The sequence below is a fragment of the Hydrogenophaga sp. L76 genome (genome assembly GCF_057654755.1).
In genome coordinates this window covers 2,472,208-2,487,354 of sequence record NZ_CM172807.1, presented here as the reverse complement: position 1 = coordinate 2,487,354, position 15,147 = coordinate 2,472,208, and the positions used below count along the sequence as shown (strand labels likewise).

14 protein-coding genes are annotated in these 15,147 nt (G+C 67.0%); 7 read left to right on the top strand and 7 right to left on the bottom strand.

What is annotated here, in order from left to right:
- Nucleotides 1–9 precede the first annotated feature (9 nt).
- The 7 genes from AC23D4_RS11885 to AC23D4_RS11855 all read right to left on the bottom strand — a co-directional run bounded on the left by AC23D4_RS11885 (nucleotide 10) and on the right by AC23D4_RS11855 (nucleotide 7,597).
- Nucleotides 10–1,710, bottom strand: coding sequence for an MBL fold metallo-hydrolase (locus tag AC23D4_RS11885; RefSeq protein WP_472888709.1), 1,701 nt, complete (start codon nucleotides 1,708–1,710; stop codon nucleotides 10–12).
- A 52-nt stretch (nucleotides 1,711–1,762) separates the two neighbouring features.
- Nucleotides 1,763–2,509: an aspartate/glutamate racemase family protein gene (locus AC23D4_RS11880; protein ID WP_472888708.1), complete on the bottom strand. Its 747-nt coding sequence runs from the start codon at nucleotides 2,507–2,509 to the stop codon at nucleotides 1,763–1,765.
- Between the two features lie 2 nt (nucleotides 2,510–2,511).
- Nucleotides 2,512–3,237, bottom strand: coding sequence for a GntR family transcriptional regulator (locus AC23D4_RS11875; protein ID WP_472888707.1), 726 nt, complete (start codon nucleotides 3,235–3,237; stop codon nucleotides 2,512–2,514).
- Entirely contained in the window at nucleotides 3,234–4,124 is an 891-nt protein-coding gene (locus AC23D4_RS11870; RefSeq protein WP_472888706.1) for an ABC transporter permease, read from the bottom strand. The genes AC23D4_RS11875 and AC23D4_RS11870 overlap by 4 nt, the downstream gene beginning before the upstream one ends.
- Before the next feature lie 2 nt (nucleotides 4,125–4,126).
- Nucleotides 4,127–5,050 carry an ABC transporter permease gene (locus AC23D4_RS11865; protein WP_472888705.1) on the bottom strand — a complete coding sequence of 308 codons (924 nt, stop codon included), beginning with the start codon at nucleotides 5,048–5,050 and terminating at the stop codon, nucleotides 4,127–4,129.
- A gap of 157 nt (nucleotides 5,051–5,207) precedes the next feature.
- On the bottom strand, nucleotides 5,208–6,494 hold the full coding sequence (locus AC23D4_RS11860) for an ABC transporter substrate-binding protein (RefSeq protein WP_472888704.1): 1,287 nt from the start codon (nucleotides 6,492–6,494) through the stop codon (nucleotides 5,208–5,210).
- 68 nt (nucleotides 6,495–6,562) lie between these two features.
- On the bottom strand, nucleotides 6,563–7,597 hold the full coding sequence (locus tag AC23D4_RS11855) for an ABC transporter ATP-binding protein (RefSeq protein ID WP_472888703.1): 1,035 nt from the start codon (nucleotides 7,595–7,597) through the stop codon (nucleotides 6,563–6,565).
- 203 nt (nucleotides 7,598–7,800) lie between these two features.
- On the opposite strand from AC23D4_RS11855, the gene dapF reads away from it, so the two are divergent.
- From dapF to dksA, 7 genes are all read left to right on the top strand, one after another.
- The gene (gene dapF / locus AC23D4_RS11850) at nucleotides 7,801–8,676 is read left to right on the top strand and encodes a diaminopimelate epimerase (RefSeq protein WP_472888702.1); all 876 of its coding nucleotides are present in this window, start codon (nucleotides 7,801–7,803) and stop codon (nucleotides 8,674–8,676) included.
- Nucleotides 8,677–8,698: 22 nt separating this feature from the next.
- Nucleotides 8,699–9,400 carry a DUF484 family protein gene (locus AC23D4_RS11845; protein ID WP_472888701.1) on the top strand — a complete coding sequence of 234 codons (702 nt, stop codon included), beginning with the start codon at nucleotides 8,699–8,701 and terminating at the stop codon, nucleotides 9,398–9,400.
- A gap of 96 nt (nucleotides 9,401–9,496) precedes the next feature.
- Nucleotides 9,497–10,507 (top strand): tyrosine recombinase XerC, encoded by a 1,011-nt coding sequence (locus tag AC23D4_RS11840; RefSeq protein ID WP_472888700.1) that lies wholly within the window; start codon nucleotides 9,497–9,499, stop codon nucleotides 10,505–10,507.
- A gap of 125 nt (nucleotides 10,508–10,632) precedes the next feature.
- Nucleotides 10,633–11,070, top strand: a complete 438-nt coding sequence (locus AC23D4_RS11835; protein ID WP_370870197.1) for a DsrE family protein — start codon at nucleotides 10,633–10,635, stop codon at nucleotides 11,068–11,070.
- A gap of 273 nt (nucleotides 11,071–11,343) precedes the next feature.
- A complete protein-coding gene (locus tag AC23D4_RS11830) occupies nucleotides 11,344–12,528 on the top strand; it encodes a class I SAM-dependent rRNA methyltransferase (RefSeq protein WP_472888699.1) in 1,185 nt (394 codons plus the stop codon).
- Nucleotides 12,529–12,597: 69 nt separating this feature from the next.
- A complete protein-coding gene (locus tag AC23D4_RS11825) occupies nucleotides 12,598–13,659 on the top strand; it encodes a CobW family GTP-binding protein (RefSeq protein ID WP_472888698.1) in 1,062 nt (353 codons plus the stop codon).
- Nucleotides 13,660–14,084: 425 nt separating this feature from the next.
- Nucleotides 14,085–15,134 (top strand): RNA polymerase-binding protein DksA, encoded by a 1,050-nt coding sequence (gene dksA, locus AC23D4_RS11820; protein ID WP_472888697.1) that lies wholly within the window; start codon nucleotides 14,085–14,087, stop codon nucleotides 15,132–15,134.
- The last annotated feature ends 13 nt before the right edge of the window (nucleotides 15,135–15,147 follow it).

Below are 15,147 nucleotides of genomic sequence, written 5' to 3'. Positions count from 1 at the left end.
CGCCAGTGGCTACAGGTTGAAGCCGCCCAGGCTCTGGATGCGCTCGACGTGCGCGAGCAGGGAGCGCTTGGCCACGGGCCACAGGCGCTCGGGCACGTCGTCGTAGGCGATCTTCACCCAGTCGTCCATCGTGCCTTCGGGCTTCGCCTGCATGGCGCGCGCCACCTTGGCTTCGCGCGCCAGGCGGTGGGCTTTCAGGTGCGCGATGGCCGCGCGGGCGCCGCCGTGTTCCGGTGCGCTCGGGTTGTCGGTCGTTCGGCGCAGGTCGCCGAGCACGTAACCGTGTGCGGGCAGGATGAAATCGACCCCATGTTGCTCGCAGAGTCGATCCAGCTTGTCCAGTGATTCGAGATACGCGCCCATGTTGCCGTCGGGCGGGTCGATCACGGTGGTGCTGCCGTTGAGGATGTGGTCGCCGCTGAACAGCAAGCCGTCTTCTTCGAGCAACAGACAGAGGTGGTTGGCGGCGTGGCCGGGGGTGTGCACCACCTGCAGCGTGTGCGTGGCGCCATCCTGGCCCTGCAGCACGATACGTTCACCGTCGGTTAATGCGCGCTCGGGCGTGAAGCGGCTGTTTTCGCGCGCCGTGGGCGCGCTGGGCCGGCCCAGGATGGCGGGCGCCTCGCGGCCTGCCGCCGTGCACAACCCTTGCAGCCGCGCCGCTCCCGGCGAATGGTCGGGGTGGGAATGGGTGCAGACGATGGCGCGGATGTCGCCGCCCGCGGCGCGCCAGAGGCGCTCGATGTGCTCCGGAATGTCCGGACCGGGATCGATGGCGATGTGGCCGCCTGCCGGGTCGCCCACCAGGTAGCTGTTGGTGCCCGGGCCGGTCATGAAGCCGGGGTTGGGTGCGGTGAGCCGTTGCACGTTCTTGAGCAGCGGCACCGGGCGCTCGGTCTGCCAGCCCAGTTCGTGCACGATCTGGCCGTCCGGGCAGACCAGGGTCAGTTCGCCGAACGGCGGCTCGTGCTCCATGTGGCGCGATTCGTGGCCGTTCATCAGGCCGGCGCGCGGGCAACTGGTGAACAGCGGTTCGTCGTTGATGGCACAGGCGTCGAGCACCGCTTGCACCGTCGGATAGGCCTGCAGCCGCTCCAGCGTGCGGATGGTCGGGAAGATGATGAAGAAGTCGCCCGTGGCATGGCGCGCCAGCGCGTCGGTCGGACGCACCCACACGGGTTCGAACTGCTCGGCCTCGTCGGCCACGGGTTGCTGGCCTGCGGGCATGCGCGCCACCAGAAAGGGCACGTCGAAGCGGCGCGGCAGGTCGCGGTCGGTGATCCAGTGGGCAAGCACGAACACTTCGCCACCCGACAGCGTGAGGCCTTGTGCCGTGCACTGGCCGGCAAACGGTGCCTGGCGGTCCAGCGCAGCAATCTCGTCGGTTCCGAGGTGAGAACCGTCGGTCCGACGGGCCAGCAGCACGCCCAGTTCCTCGAAGCTCTCGCGGATGGCGGCGATGGCCTGGGTCAGGTGCAAGTCGCTTTGCGTGGCGCGGCGGGTGGACTGGTTGTGCGCCAGCACGTCGGTGGCGTCGATGCCGCCGCCCGGGAACACGTAGGCGCCGGGCGCGAACGAGGCCGTCATCGAGCGGCGCGTCATGAGCACTTCGACGCCCTGGGGGCCGTCGCGCAGCAGCAGCACGGTGGCGGCAGGGCGCACGGAGGCGGGCGTGCGGGCGGGGTGAAGCAGTTGGGTGGGGCGGGCCATCCGGGCATTGTGCGTCAGCGGGCGTGAACCGGCTGTCACCTCCCGGGCAGGTTCAGGCCGCCTGGGTCGGCGCGAGCGCGAGCATCTCGGGTGACAGCCCCTGCCAGGCGATGTCGAAACCCGGGGTGCTGCGCGCCGGCGGCAGTGGTGGCGTGCGCAGCGCCCAGTGGGTGCCGGCGGTGACGCTGTCGATCACCGGCACGGGCACATCGCCCTGGATGGCGGTCGCCATGCCGGCCAGACCGGCGCCGCCGAGGATGACGGCCTGCACGCCGAGCTGGTGGGCCGCGTCGCGGCAGGCCTGGGCCAGCAGGCGGTGGGCGGCGGCCGGGTCGGCGGCGAGCTGTGCTCCGGTGGGCACCACGGTGTGGATGCCGGCGAGCTGTTGCGCCTGGCCGAGTGCTTGCGCGAGGCGCTGCAGCATCGGGCCCCAGCGCTCGCCACCGGTGACGATGGCGTAGCGGCCGTGGCGAGCGGCCTCGATGAAGGCGGCTTCGGCCAGGCCGGTGACCGGCGCCGTGCTGGACTCGCGCAGCGCCATCAGCCCCGGGTCGCCGAAGCAGCCGATCAGCACGGCGTCGGGTGCGGGTTCGGGGCTGGTCAGCGCGGCGGCCCAGGCGTCGAGCGCGGCGTGGGCGGCCACGGCGTAGCTCGCTTCGTCGGCGATGTAGGGCGCGCCGAAGCGCGCGGTCACGGTGCGGACCTGTACGTGCAGGCCGGCTGCGGTTTGCACATGGGTCTGCAGCAGCGCGCTCACGCGCTCCGAGGTGTTGGGGTTGATGACCAGCAGCTGTTTCATGTTCAGCCGAACAGTTGCAGCAGATCGGGCGTGGCTTCGCGCGCCGGTGCAAAGCTCAGTTGCGACTCCAGTCGCTCCAGGTGCTCGCGCATCAGGCGTGCCGCCTCGCGCGCATCGCGCAGCTTGAGCGCCGCGAGCAGGGCGCGGTGCTCCTGGCAGCCGCAGGCGGTGGCGTCTTCACGTGCCTGGCTGTGCGGCGCGCTGTAGGTCATGAGGATCAGCGAGGTGCGCGAGACCAGCTCGCGCAGGATGCGGCCCAGCGTACCGTGGCCGGCGTGGTCGGCGATGTGCAGGTGGAAGTCGCCCGAGAGGCGGATCGCACGGCGCATGTCGCCCGCAGCGCGCGCGGCTTCTTCGTCGCGGATGCAGCGCGTGAGGGTCTGCATGTCGGCCGCTGTGGCCACCGCCACGAAGCGCTCGACCAGCGTCGGCTCGATCAAACGCCGCACCTCGAACACCTCGCGCGCCTCCTGCTCGCTGGGCTGGGCGATGGACGCGCCGCGGTTGGGCGTGAGCGTGACCACCTGCTCGTTGGCCAGGCGCACCAGCACCGGCCGGATGCGCGTGCGCGAGACACCGAAGGCCTCGGCCAGCCGGTCTTCGACCAGCTTGGTGCCGGGCGGGAGCTGGTGGTCGAGGATGGCCGAGACCATGCGCTCGTAGATGTCGTTGTCCGACAGCGGCGCGAGGGCCACGTCGGCGGTCTTGCGGGCGCGGGTGGCGCTCATCCGGCGCGACCCTTCTTGTGCCGGCCCAGCAGCATGGCCAGACCCACGGTGACGCCGATCACCGCGAACGACACCACGGTGGTCACGGTGCCCAGCGCATAGATGGCCGGGGTGGTGACGGTGGACGTGAGGCCTTGCAGTTCCAGCGGCAGCGTGTTGACGTCGCCGATGGCCTGCGAGGTGCGGGCGATCTCGTCCCAGCTCAGCGTGAAGCCGAACATGCCGATGCCCACCACCGACGGCCCGATCAGCGGCAGCACCACGTGGCGGAAGGTTTGCCAGGGCGTGGCACCCAGGTCGCGCGCCGCTTCTTCGTACGCCGGGTTGAAGCGGTTGAACACCGCGAACATGATCAGCAGGCCGAAGGGCAGGGTCCAGGTGAGGTGCGCGCCGAGCGCCGAGGTGAACAGGCCGAGCGCGGTGCCGTACTCCTCCAGCGTGGTGGTGGCGCCCACCGCTTCAAGCAGCCACTTGAGGCCGCCGTCGAGCAGGCGGAACTGCAGGCCGATGCCCAGCGACACGATGATGGACGGGATGATCAGGCTGGCCACCGTCACGTAAAACAACGCGTTGCCGCCGCTCAGCTTCTTGCGGAACGCCAGACCCGCCAGCACCGAGAGCAACACGGTGAACAGCATCACCACGCCGCCGAGCATGAGCGAGCGCAGGAACGCCGCGCCGATGTCCACCGTGCCCAGGCCCTCGGCGAGCTGGCGGAACCAGTGCAGCGACAGACCCCGCAGCGGGAATGTGAGGCCACCCTCCGGGCCCTGGAACGAGAGCACGAAGATGACGAACATCGGGCCGTACATGAACAGCACGAAGAGCGCGAAGACGGCGGCCAAGGGCCAGTAGCCCGGCGCGCGCGATTCGGAGGAATGGGCCATGGTCAGAGTTCCTTCCGGATGTCGACGAGGCGCGTGAGGCCCCAGATGATCATCAGCACCACCGAGAGCAGGATCACCGCGTTGGCCGCGGCCAGCGGGAACTGCAGGTAGCTGGTCTGCACCTGGATGATCTTGCCGACCGAGGCGATCTGCTGGCCGCCCATGACACCGATGGTGACGAAGTCGCCCATGACGATGGTGATGACGAAGATGGAGCCGATGATGATGCCGGTCTTGCTCAGCGGCACGATCACGTTCCACAGCGTCTGCCAGCCGCTGGCACCGGCGTCGCTGGCTGCTTCGAGCAGGCTGCGGTCGATGCGCATCATGCTGTTGAAGATGGGCACGATCATGAACATGGTGTAGAGGTGCACGAAGGCCAGCACGACCGAGAAGTCGGAGAACAGCAGCCACTCGATGGGCTCGTCGATCAGCCCGACGCCTTGCAGCGACTGGTTGACCAGGCCGTTGCGCCCGAGCAGCGGCACCCAGGAAATCATGCGGATCACGTTGGACGTCCAGAACGGCACGGTGCACAGAATGAACAGCGCCGTCTGCATGCCCGAGGAGCGAACGTGAAAGGCCAGGAAATACGCCACCGCAAAACCCAGCACCAGGGTGATGCCCCAGACCAGCAGGCTGAACTTCAGCGTGGACAAATAGGTGGAGAGCGAAACGCAGAAATCACCGTGTTCGGTGAGCACGGAGCAGCCTTCGAAGATGGCGAAGTAGTTGCGCAGCGTGAACGCTGGGAGCAGCTCGTACTCGTTGAAGTCCCAGAAGCTGACCATCACGATCAGCCCCAGCGGAATGAGGAAGAACAGCACAAACACCAGCGTGAACGGCGCGGCCTGCCACCAGGCGTGCAGCGTGCGGTTCGGGCTGTCGGCGACCAGCGCCGCAGTGGAGGTGGAGGGACTGCTCATGGGTTCACGCAATCAAACAAAGATGGATGGGGGAGGGGAACTCGCGCGGCGAGCGCAGCGAAGCCCCCTCCAGGCCACCGCGGAACCGGCTTTGCCGGGCCGCCAGTGGTGCCCCCCTTTGGGGGGAGACGCCGCAGGCGGCGCGGGGGGGAATTCGTCACGCAGCGACGAATTCATTCCACTTCCTCACCATGTACTCGTTCTCATCCATCACAGCGTTCCAGCACGCAATGCCGCCCATGCGCGCTTCGTAGCTGCCGCCGTCGCGCACCGCGCCGGCTTTGGCCAGCACGTCGCCGTTCGGGCTCTTGATGTCCTGCGCGGCGGGCTTGCCTTCCATCCAGTAGGCCCACTCGTAGGCTTCCATCTTGGCCTTGGCGGTGTCGAGCACGGCGCTGTAGTAGCCCTGGCGGTTCAGGTAGGCGCCGGCCCAGCCGTCGAGGAACCAGTTGATGAACTCGTAGGCGCCGTCGAGCTTGCGACCACTCAGCGTGGCGGGCAGGCCGAAGCCGGCGGCCCAGGCGCGATACCCTTCTTTCAGCGGCTGGAAGTTGCAGGCGATGCCCTTGGTGCGCACGGCGGTCACGGCCGGGCTCCACATCGACTGGATCACCACTTCGCCCGAGGCCATCAGGTTGACGGATTCGTTGAAGTCCTTCCACAGCGCGCGGAACTGGCCGGCCTTCTTGGCTTCGATCAGGGTCTTGATCGTGAGGTCGATCTCGGCCTTGGTCATGTTGCCCTTGTCGGGGTACTTGTAGAGGCCCATGGCTTCGACCACCATGGCGGCGTCCATGATGCCGATCGACGGGATGTTCAGGATCGCGGTCTTGCCCTTGAATTCGGGGTTCAGCAGCTCGGCCCAGGAGTTGATGGGGCGCTTGATCAGGTCGGGGCGGATGCCCAGCGTGTCGGCGTTGTAGACGGTGGGGATCAGCGACATGAACTGCGTCGGCGATTTGGCGAAGACCTTGCTCTTTTCGCCTTCGAGGAAGATCACCTTCTTGGGCGCGGTGCCCTGGTCGCCCACGGCCTTGCCGGCAACGCTGCCAGTGGTGAACAGCGGGGTGATCTTGTCGGCGTTTTTGATCTTCTTGACGTCGATGCCCTTGAGGTTGCCGGTGGGCACGATCTTCTTCAGCGAGAAGTACTCGGTGTCGATCAGGTCGAAGCTGTTGGGCGCGGTGACGGCGCGCTTGGTCACGTCGTCCGTGGTCACGGCCACGTACTGGATCTTGATACCGGTGTCTTTTTCGAACTTGTCGCCGATGGCCTTGTCCTGGTTCACCGCGGTGCCCAGGTAGCGCAGGGTGATCTTTTCCTGGCCGATGGCCGGCGAGATGCCGCTGGCCAGGATGCCGGCCATGCCGGCGGTGCCTTGCAGCAGGCGGCGGCGCGACAGGCCGGTGAGGGTGTCGGTGTTGTCTTTGATCGAATTGGACATGGGTCGAGCTCCAGTGGGTTGGGTTGCGGGGGAGGAAAACGAGAGGAAAAAAGGAGGGCCGCGCGGGTTCAGGCCGCCGTGGCGACCGGCGCGTCGAGCACTGGCGGAAAGGTGTGGGCCTGCCAGGGAGCCCAGGTCAGGTTCACGCTGTCGCCGGGGGCGTAGGGCTGTTGCACGAATGCGGCTTCGGGCAGCATCACCGAGACGCTGTCGTCGGTGCCGTTCAGCTTCAGGCCCAGCAGCACATAGGTGCCCTGGTACTCCACGTCACTGATCGTCGCCAGCCAACCGCTGCCGCTGTGGGCGGGTGCAAGCTGGATGTGGTCGTTGCGAACAGCCACCTTGCCGTCGGTGGTGTTGAGCACGTTGTGGCCACCCATGAAGCGCGCCACGAACTCGCTGGCGGGCCGGTTGTAGACGGTGTGGGGCGGACCCACCTGTTCGATGCGGCCGTGGTTCATCACCACCATGGTGTCGGCCAGGGCCATCGCCTCTTCCTGCGAATGGGTCACATGGATGAAAGTCAGGCCCAGCTCCTTTTGCCAGTGGCGCAGCTCGGCGCGCATCTGGATGCGCAGGAAGGGGTCGAGCGCGGAGAGGGGCTCGTCGAGCAGCAACACGCGCGGCTGGGTGATCAGCGCGCGGGCGAGCGCCACGCGTTGCTGCTGGCCACCGGAGAGTTCGCCCGGTTTGCGTTGCGCCAGGTGGCCCATGGCCACGCGTTCCAGCAGGTCCTGCGCCTGTTTCAGCCGCGTGGTTTTGTCCACGCCCTTCATCTTCAGACTGAAGGCCACGTTGTCCAGCGCCGAGAGGTGCGGGAACAGCGCGAAGCTCTGGAACATCATGGCCGTGCCGCGCGCGGCGGCGGGCAGGCTGGTGATGTTGCGGTTCTCCAGCAGGATGTCGCCGCTGGTGGTGCTCTCGTGGCCGGCGATCATGCGCAGTGTGGTGCTCTTGCCGCAGCCCGAGGGGCCGAGCAGGCAGCAGTAGCTGTTGGGCGCGATGCGCAGATCGATGCTGTCCACGGCCACGCTGCCCTGGGCGTAGCGCTTGGTGAGTGCAATGAGTTCGACGGCGGCAGGCTGGGGTGTGTGGTCATCCATGACTGCCGTAGTGCATCAACCGTGCCAGTTGTTTTGTATGCAATGTGCACCGGATTGCATACAAAACAGCACAGACTTTGTGCGCAAAGTGGTCTGGGGGTGGGGCGGAGGGCCGTCGCGGTGCGTGTGCACCGGTGTGAAGCGCACCACGCTGCGGCGATGCGGCCTGCCGGTGCGCACCGCTCTGGACGGATAATCCGCCCATGCACATCCGGTTCACCAAAATGCAGGGCGCGGGCAACGATTTTGTCGTGCTCGACGAGACGCGTGGTCGTCTGGGCCTGACCCACGCGCAATACCGCTGGCTGGCCGACCGGCATTTCGGCGTCGGCGCCGACCAGATCCTCAGCGTGCGGCCTTCCCCCGGACCCGGGCTGGACTTTGAATACGTGATCCACAACGCCGACGGCGGCGAGGTCGAACATTGCGGCAACGGGGCGCGCTGCTTCGTGCGCTACGTGCACGACAAGGGCCTGACCACCGCCAACCCGGTGCGGGTGAAGGTGAAGCAGGGCGAGATCAGCCTGGCACTGAACGATGACGGCCGCGTCACGGTCGACATGGGCGCGCCGGTGTTTGCGCTGGAGCGCGTGCCGTTCGACGCCAGCGGCCTCGTTTCAACGACGATGGGCAATATCGAGCGCTGGCCGCTGGCCTTGCCCGGTGGCGGCGAGGCGCTGGTGTGTGTGCTGTCCATGGGCAACCCGCACGCGGTGCAGCTGGTGGACAACGTGGACACCACGCCAGTGCTGAGCCAGGGGCCGCTGATCGAGCTGCATGCCCGCTTCCCGGCCCGCGTGAACGCGGGTTTCCTGCAGATCGTCAACCGCGGCCGGGTGCGCCTGCGCGTGTTTGAGCGCGGCGCGGGCGAGACGCTGGCCTGCGGCACCGGGGCCTGCGCTGCTGTCGTGGCCGGTATCCGACTGGGCCTGCTGGATTCGACAGTCGATGTGCACACGCACGGCGGCGTGCTCACCATTCAATGGCAGGACACCCCGGCGCACGACGCCCCGGTGTTCATGACCGGCCCCGCCACCACCGTCTTCGAAGGCGAGATCGACGTACCCGACCTCGCCTGAACCCCCACCGAACCGAACCACCATGACCCATCAGTCCATCCCCCCGATCACCGAAGACGACATCGCCAACTACCTGGCCAACACGCCGGACTTCTTCGAGCGCCACGCCGATGTGCTGGGAACGGTGCAGCTCACCAGTCCGCACGGCAAGCGCGCCGTCAGCCTGCAGGAGCGGCAGGCCGAGATGCTGCGCGAGAAGATCAAGGGGCTTGAACTCAAGGCCGCTGAAATGATCCGCCACGGCCAGGACAACACGACCATTGCCGACAAGCTGCAGCGCTGGACGCGAGAGCTCTTGCTCACGCGCCTGGCCAGCGACCTGCCCGCCGTTGCGGCGCGCGGCATTGCCGACCAGTTCCTGGTGCCGCAGGTGGCCATCAAGGTCTGGGGCGTTGCGCCCGAGTTCGCGGCCGAGCCCTATGCACAGGGAGCCAGCGAGGACGTGATGGCGTTCGCCTCGTCGCTCACGCTGCCGTACTGCGGCGCCAACCCGGGGCTGGAGGCCGCGCAGTGGCTGGCCGACCCGGCTGCTGCGGCCTCGCTGGCCTTGATTCCCCTGCGCGCCGGGATCGCGCCCCAGGCTTTTGGCCTGCTGGTACTGGCATCGCCCGATGCCCAGCGTTTTTCGGCGGACATGGGCACCGACTTCCTGGAGCGCATTGGCGAACTCACCAGCGCAGCGCTCTCGCGCCTGCGACCGGTGATCCCGGCCACCACGGTCTGAGGACATGACCCCCACGCTGGTCACTTCGTGGCGTGCGCTGCCCACCGGGGGGACTGGCCTGCCTTGGGGCGGCCCGGCGGCAGTCAGATCCCACACATGAACGCCACCACCAGCGACGACGACGCCGCTCTGGTGCGGGCCTACCTGACCCATGTGCGGGTGGAGAAACGCCTCGCCGATCGCACGGTGGCGCTCTACACCCTCGACCTTGAAAAACTGGTGCAGCAGGCGCAGGCCACCGGTGTGGCGCTGCGCCGCGTGCAGAACGCCCACATCCGCCGCTGGGTGGCGCAGATGCACAGCGGCGGGCGCAGTGCACGCGGCATCGCACTCATTCTCTCGGGCTGGCGCGGCCTTTACGTCTGGCTCGGCCGCCAGGGGCTGATGGATCACAACCCGGTGCAGGACGTGCGTGCGCCCAAGGCCGGCAAGCCGCTGCCCAAGGCGCTGGGCGTGGACGAATCGGTGCAGCTGGCTTCACATGTCGAAGAGGCCGACGACCCGCGGCTCGAAGCGCGTGACCGCTGCATCACCGAACTGCTTTACGGTTGCGGCCTGCGCATCGGCGAACTGGTGGGGCTGGACGCGGTAGCGAGTGGCAGCGCGCGCGGCTGGATCGACGCTGAGGCCGGCGAGGCCCACGTGCTGGGCAAAGGCTCGAAACGCCGCAGCGTGCCAGTGGGCCGCGCCGCGCTCACCGCGCTGGAGCAGTGGATGGCTGTGCGCGGCGTCTGGGCGAAGGACGATCCGGCGCTGTTCATCGGCAGCCGAGGCCAGCGCCTGACGCCGCAACACATACGTGTGCGCCTGAAGCGGCGTTCCTTGCTGGCCGGGCTGGCCACACCGGTTCACCCGCACATGCTGCGCCATTCGTTTGCCAGCCACGTGCTGCAGTCCAGCGGCGACCTGCGCGCGGTGCAGGAACTGCTCGGCCACGCCAGCATCAGCACCACACAGGTTTACACCCGGCTCGATTTCCAGCACCTGGCGCAGGTGTACGACGCAGCCCACCCGCGGGCACAGGCGCGTGCCGGGGATGCTGGCGGCGATGGCCCTGCCAGCCCGCCCGCCGTGGGGGCACCACCGGTGCGCAAGCCCGGGCGCTGACCGGCCCGGAACGCCGGACCCGGATGGGTGAGCGGTAGGGCGGGTTATCCCTGTAGGATTTGCCGCCCCAGCCTTGACAATTGCTCCATAAGCAATTGCTTTATTTTTGATTTCAGGAGACCACCATGTTCAAGTTCCTCATTGCCTTCAAGTCGTTGCTGCTCGCGGCGGTCATGGCCACCTCGCTGTCGGCGCAGGCGGCTGATGATGTCATCAAGACCGTCTATCACATGAGTGAGGGCATTCCCCAGGCCTCGCGTGCGATCAACAACATCCGCAACCACCTGGCGGCCGATCCCAAAGCCAAGATCGTGGTCGTGACCCATGGCCTGGGCATCGACTTCCTGCTCGACGGCGCCACCAACCAGATGGAGCAGCCTTTTGCGGGTTCCATTGGCGAACTGGCGGCCAAAGGGGTGGAGTTCCGCGTCTGCAACAACACCCTGGTCTCGCGCAAGATCGACGCCGCCAAGGTGGCCATGGAAGCCAAGATCGTGCCGTCGGGTGTGGCCGAAGTCGCCAGGTTGCAGGCGCGCGAAGGTTTTGTGTACCTGCGTCCTTGACCTGGCCCTCCCCCGCCGCGCTGCGCGCGACCCCCTCAAGGGGGCAACGCGGTGCGGCCCGGCAAAGCCGGTTCCGCCGCGTTCTGGGTTCTGGCACTTCGCTTCGGAGATGTGTTAAATCCCCGAGCTGCCTGCCTCGGTAGGTACCTATCACTTCGCAGAACAGAGGGGTAGTCCACCCAGGGCACCGCCGGGCCGGCTTTGCCGGACGGCCAGTGCCGCCTCCTGGGGGGGTGACGCCGCAGGCGGCGCGGGGGGAGCCACAATCCCCACATGAAAACCATTCGACTCAAGCCCGGCAAAGAACGCTCGCTGCAGCGCCGTCACCCCTGGGTGTTTGACGGCGCTGTCGCCCGCGGTGGCGGCGATGCCGGGGAGACCGTGCGCGTCGAAAGCCACGAGGGCCAGTTCCTGGCCTGGGGTGCGTTCTCGCCGAACTCGCGCATCCGCGTGCGGGCCTGGAGTTTTGACGAGGCGCAACGCATCGATGCCGCCTTTTTTCGCGACACGCTGGCGCGTGCCATCGACCTGCGCACGCGTCTGGGCATCGAGAGCAACGGCATCCGCCTGGTTCACGGCGAGTCCGACGGCCTGCCGGGCCTGATCGTGGACCGCTACGGCGACACGCTGGTGGCGCAGTTCACGGCCTGCGGCGTGGAGCGCTGGAAGGCGGTGATTGCCGACGCGCTGATCGAACTCACAGGCTGCCCGCGCCTGTACGAACGCTCCGACACCAGCAGCCGCAAGCTCGAAGGCTTGCCCGACGCCACCGGCTGGCTGCGCGGCAGCGGCGACACCGCGCTGGAATTGCAGGAACACGGCTGGCGCCTGGGGCTGGACATCGCTCACGGCCACAAGACCGGTTATTACCTCGACCAGCGCGACAGCCGCCTGGCGCTGTACCAGTACACGAAGCGCCTGGTGTTCGCGCAGGTGCTCAACTGCTTCAGCTACACCGGCGGCTTCAGCGTGGCCGCGCTGGCGGGCGGGGCGGGGCACGTGACCAGCATCGACTCGTCGGGCCCGGCGCTGGAGCAGGCGCGCGCGAACCTGCTGCTCAACGGGCTGGACCCGGCGCAGGCCAGCTTCATGGACGCCGACGTCAACACCTCGCTGCGCCAGTTCGTGGCCGAGGGCCGATGCTTCGACGCCATCGTGCTCGATCCGCCCAAGTTCGCCCCCACGGCGGCACATGCCGAGCGCGCCGCCCGGGCCTACAAAGACCTGAACCGCCAGGCCTTCAAGCTGCTCACGCCCGGTGGCGTGCTGTTCACCTTCTCCTGCTCGGGTGGCATCGGGGTGGAACTGTTCCACAAGATCGTGGCCTCGGCCGGGCTGGACGCCGGCGTGGACGGCGCCATCCTGCAGCGCCTGGGCGGCGCCTGCGACCACCCGATGACGATCAACTTCCCCGAAGGCGAATACCTCAAGGGTCTGGTGGTGATGAAAAAGGCGTAGAACCAGCAGGTCGCATACACTCCCCCGCTGTCGCGTTCCCGTTCCCCCGTTGCAGGAGTTTTTCCCGCCATGTCCCTGATCCCCGCCACCATCCTCACCGGCTTCCTCGGCTCAGGAAAAACCACGCTGCTCAAGCGCGTGCTGACGGAAGCCCACGGCCAGAAGATCGCGGTGATCGAGAACGAGTTCGGCGAAGAGAACATCGACAACGAAATCCTGGTCGCCGACACGCAGGAAAACATCATCCAGATGAGCAACGGCTGCATCTGCTGCACCATCCGCGACGACCTGCGTGCCACGCTGCACGACCTGGCCGAAAAGAAGCGCAAGGGCGAACTGCAGTTCGACCGCGTGGTGATCGAAACCACCGGCCTGGCCGATCCCGGTCCGGTGGCGCAAACTTTCTTCATGGACGACGAAGTCGCCGAGCAGTACCTGCTGGACTCCATCCTGACCCTGGTGGACGCCAAACACGCAGCCGACCAGCTCAACGACCGCCAGGAAGCGCGCCGCCAGGTGGGCTTTGCCGACCAGATCTTCATCAGCAAGGCAGACCTGGTGGACAAAGACGAGCTGGATGCGCTGGTCCACCGCCTGAAGCACATGAACCCGCGCGCGCCGATGCGACCGGTGCATTTCGGCGAAGTGGCGCTCAGCGAGGTGTTTGACCTGCGCGGTTTCAACCTCAACGCCAAGCTCGACATCGACCCGGACTTCCTCAAGGCCGATGACGACCACGATCACGACCACCACGATCATGAGCATGGCGAGCAATGCAACCACCCCTCGCACCAGCACGGCCACGAAGGGCATGGCCACCACCACCATCACGACGACGACGTGAAGAGCTTCGTCTACCGCGCCACCCGACCCTTCAACCCGGCCAAGCTGGAAGACTTCCTGGGCGCCATCGTGCAGGTGTACGGTCCGCGCATGCTGCGCTACAAAGGCGTGCTGGACATGCAGGGCACCGATCGCAAGGTGATCTTCCAGGGCGTGCACCAGCTCATGGGCAGCGACCTGGGTCCGGCCTGGGCCGAGGGTGAGCCGCGTGTGAGCAAGATGGTGTTCATCGGGCTGGAGTTGCCCCAGGACATCCTGGTCCAGGGCCTGGACCAGTCGCTGGTGTGAGCCGGTGGCCGCCAGTTTCCACACACCGAACCCGACCGAACGTGCTGTTTGTCGCGCTTCTCCAACGCCTGGGCTTTCGATCGGATGCTGTGTCAGTGCCCACTCCGCCGTCATCGATACAATCGCCCCCCAAGTCGGGCGCCCAGCGCCCGGCCAGGCCTGCTTCAAGTCTGCGGGCTGCGCGCAGTCCGGCGGCGGACCGCAAACGGGGTATAACAACAAAGCAGCCGGCACCGCCGGTGGATGGTGCTGCGCCACGGACACCGGTTCGCGGCAGCGCACAACCCCAAGACCAGGCATTGACAGGCACTGAGAGGAGACACCTTGTGAAAGCCCCGGCTACCAGGACAGCGAAAACCACCCCAACCGCGACCAAGGCGGCCAAGGGGCGGGTATCGCCGGTGTCGACCCAGAAAAAGCCAGCCGTGCCCTCAAAATCCGTGCCCAAAGCGCCTGCCAAGGCCGTGACAAAAACCACCACCAAACCCGCTGCGAAGCCAGGGAGTGCGCCTTCGGCGGTCAGCAAGCCGGTCGCGAAAAAGGCTGCGCTGGTCAAGAAGACTTCTGTCGCCAAAGCTGTGACCGTGGTATCCACCAGCCGCTCGGCGACCCAGACAAAATCTGGCACCAAGGCCGTGGACACCCGGGCGGGCGCAGCGAAGCCTGCAGCCAAAATACCGGCGTCGGCGAAAGCCCTGGCCAAGGTGGCGCCGGCTGTGAAAGTCCGGTCAGAAACCAAGGCGGTCGCGCCTCCCGCGGCAACCGTCCCATCCAGCAAGCCCACCCGGCCCGTCGCCACGGTGGCGTCGGCGCCTGTTGCCAAGCGGCACCCTCCCGCTCCCGCACCCGTTGTGGTCGAATCGACGCCACGCCCTCTGGGCAAGCGCGCGGCCAAGAAGGTGATGATGGAGCAGATGACGCAGGCCGCGGTGGTCCCCACCCATGCACCCGATGCCGTCAAGGCGACCTTCTCCACCATGAACGAACGCGTAATGACCCCTCCCGTGCCATCCTCCATCCAGAAAGATCCCAAGCGGGTCAACAACTGGAAGAACCTGCCGGTTGAGCAGCTGACCGACCCGGACGTGCAGGCCATGCCCGACGACGAGTACATGAACGAGGTACAGCTGGCTTTCTTCCGCCGCAAGCTGTCCTTGCTCAAGGCCGACATGCTGGCCAATGCCGGTGAAACCACCGAGCACCTGCGTGAAGACACCGTGGTCGTTCCCGATCCCGCCGACCGCGCTACGATTGAAGAAGAACATGCGCTGGAACTCCGGACCCGCGATCGCGAACGCAAGCTGCTCAAGAAGATCGAACAGGCGATTGCCCGCATCGACTCGGGCGACTATGGTTACTGCGAAGAAACGGGTGAAGCCATTGGCGTGGCGCGCCTGATGGCCCGCCCGACCGCTAGTCTGTCGCTTGAAGCGCAGCAGCGGCGCGAACTCAAGCAGAAGATGTTCGGGGATTGACCCCCCGGTCTGG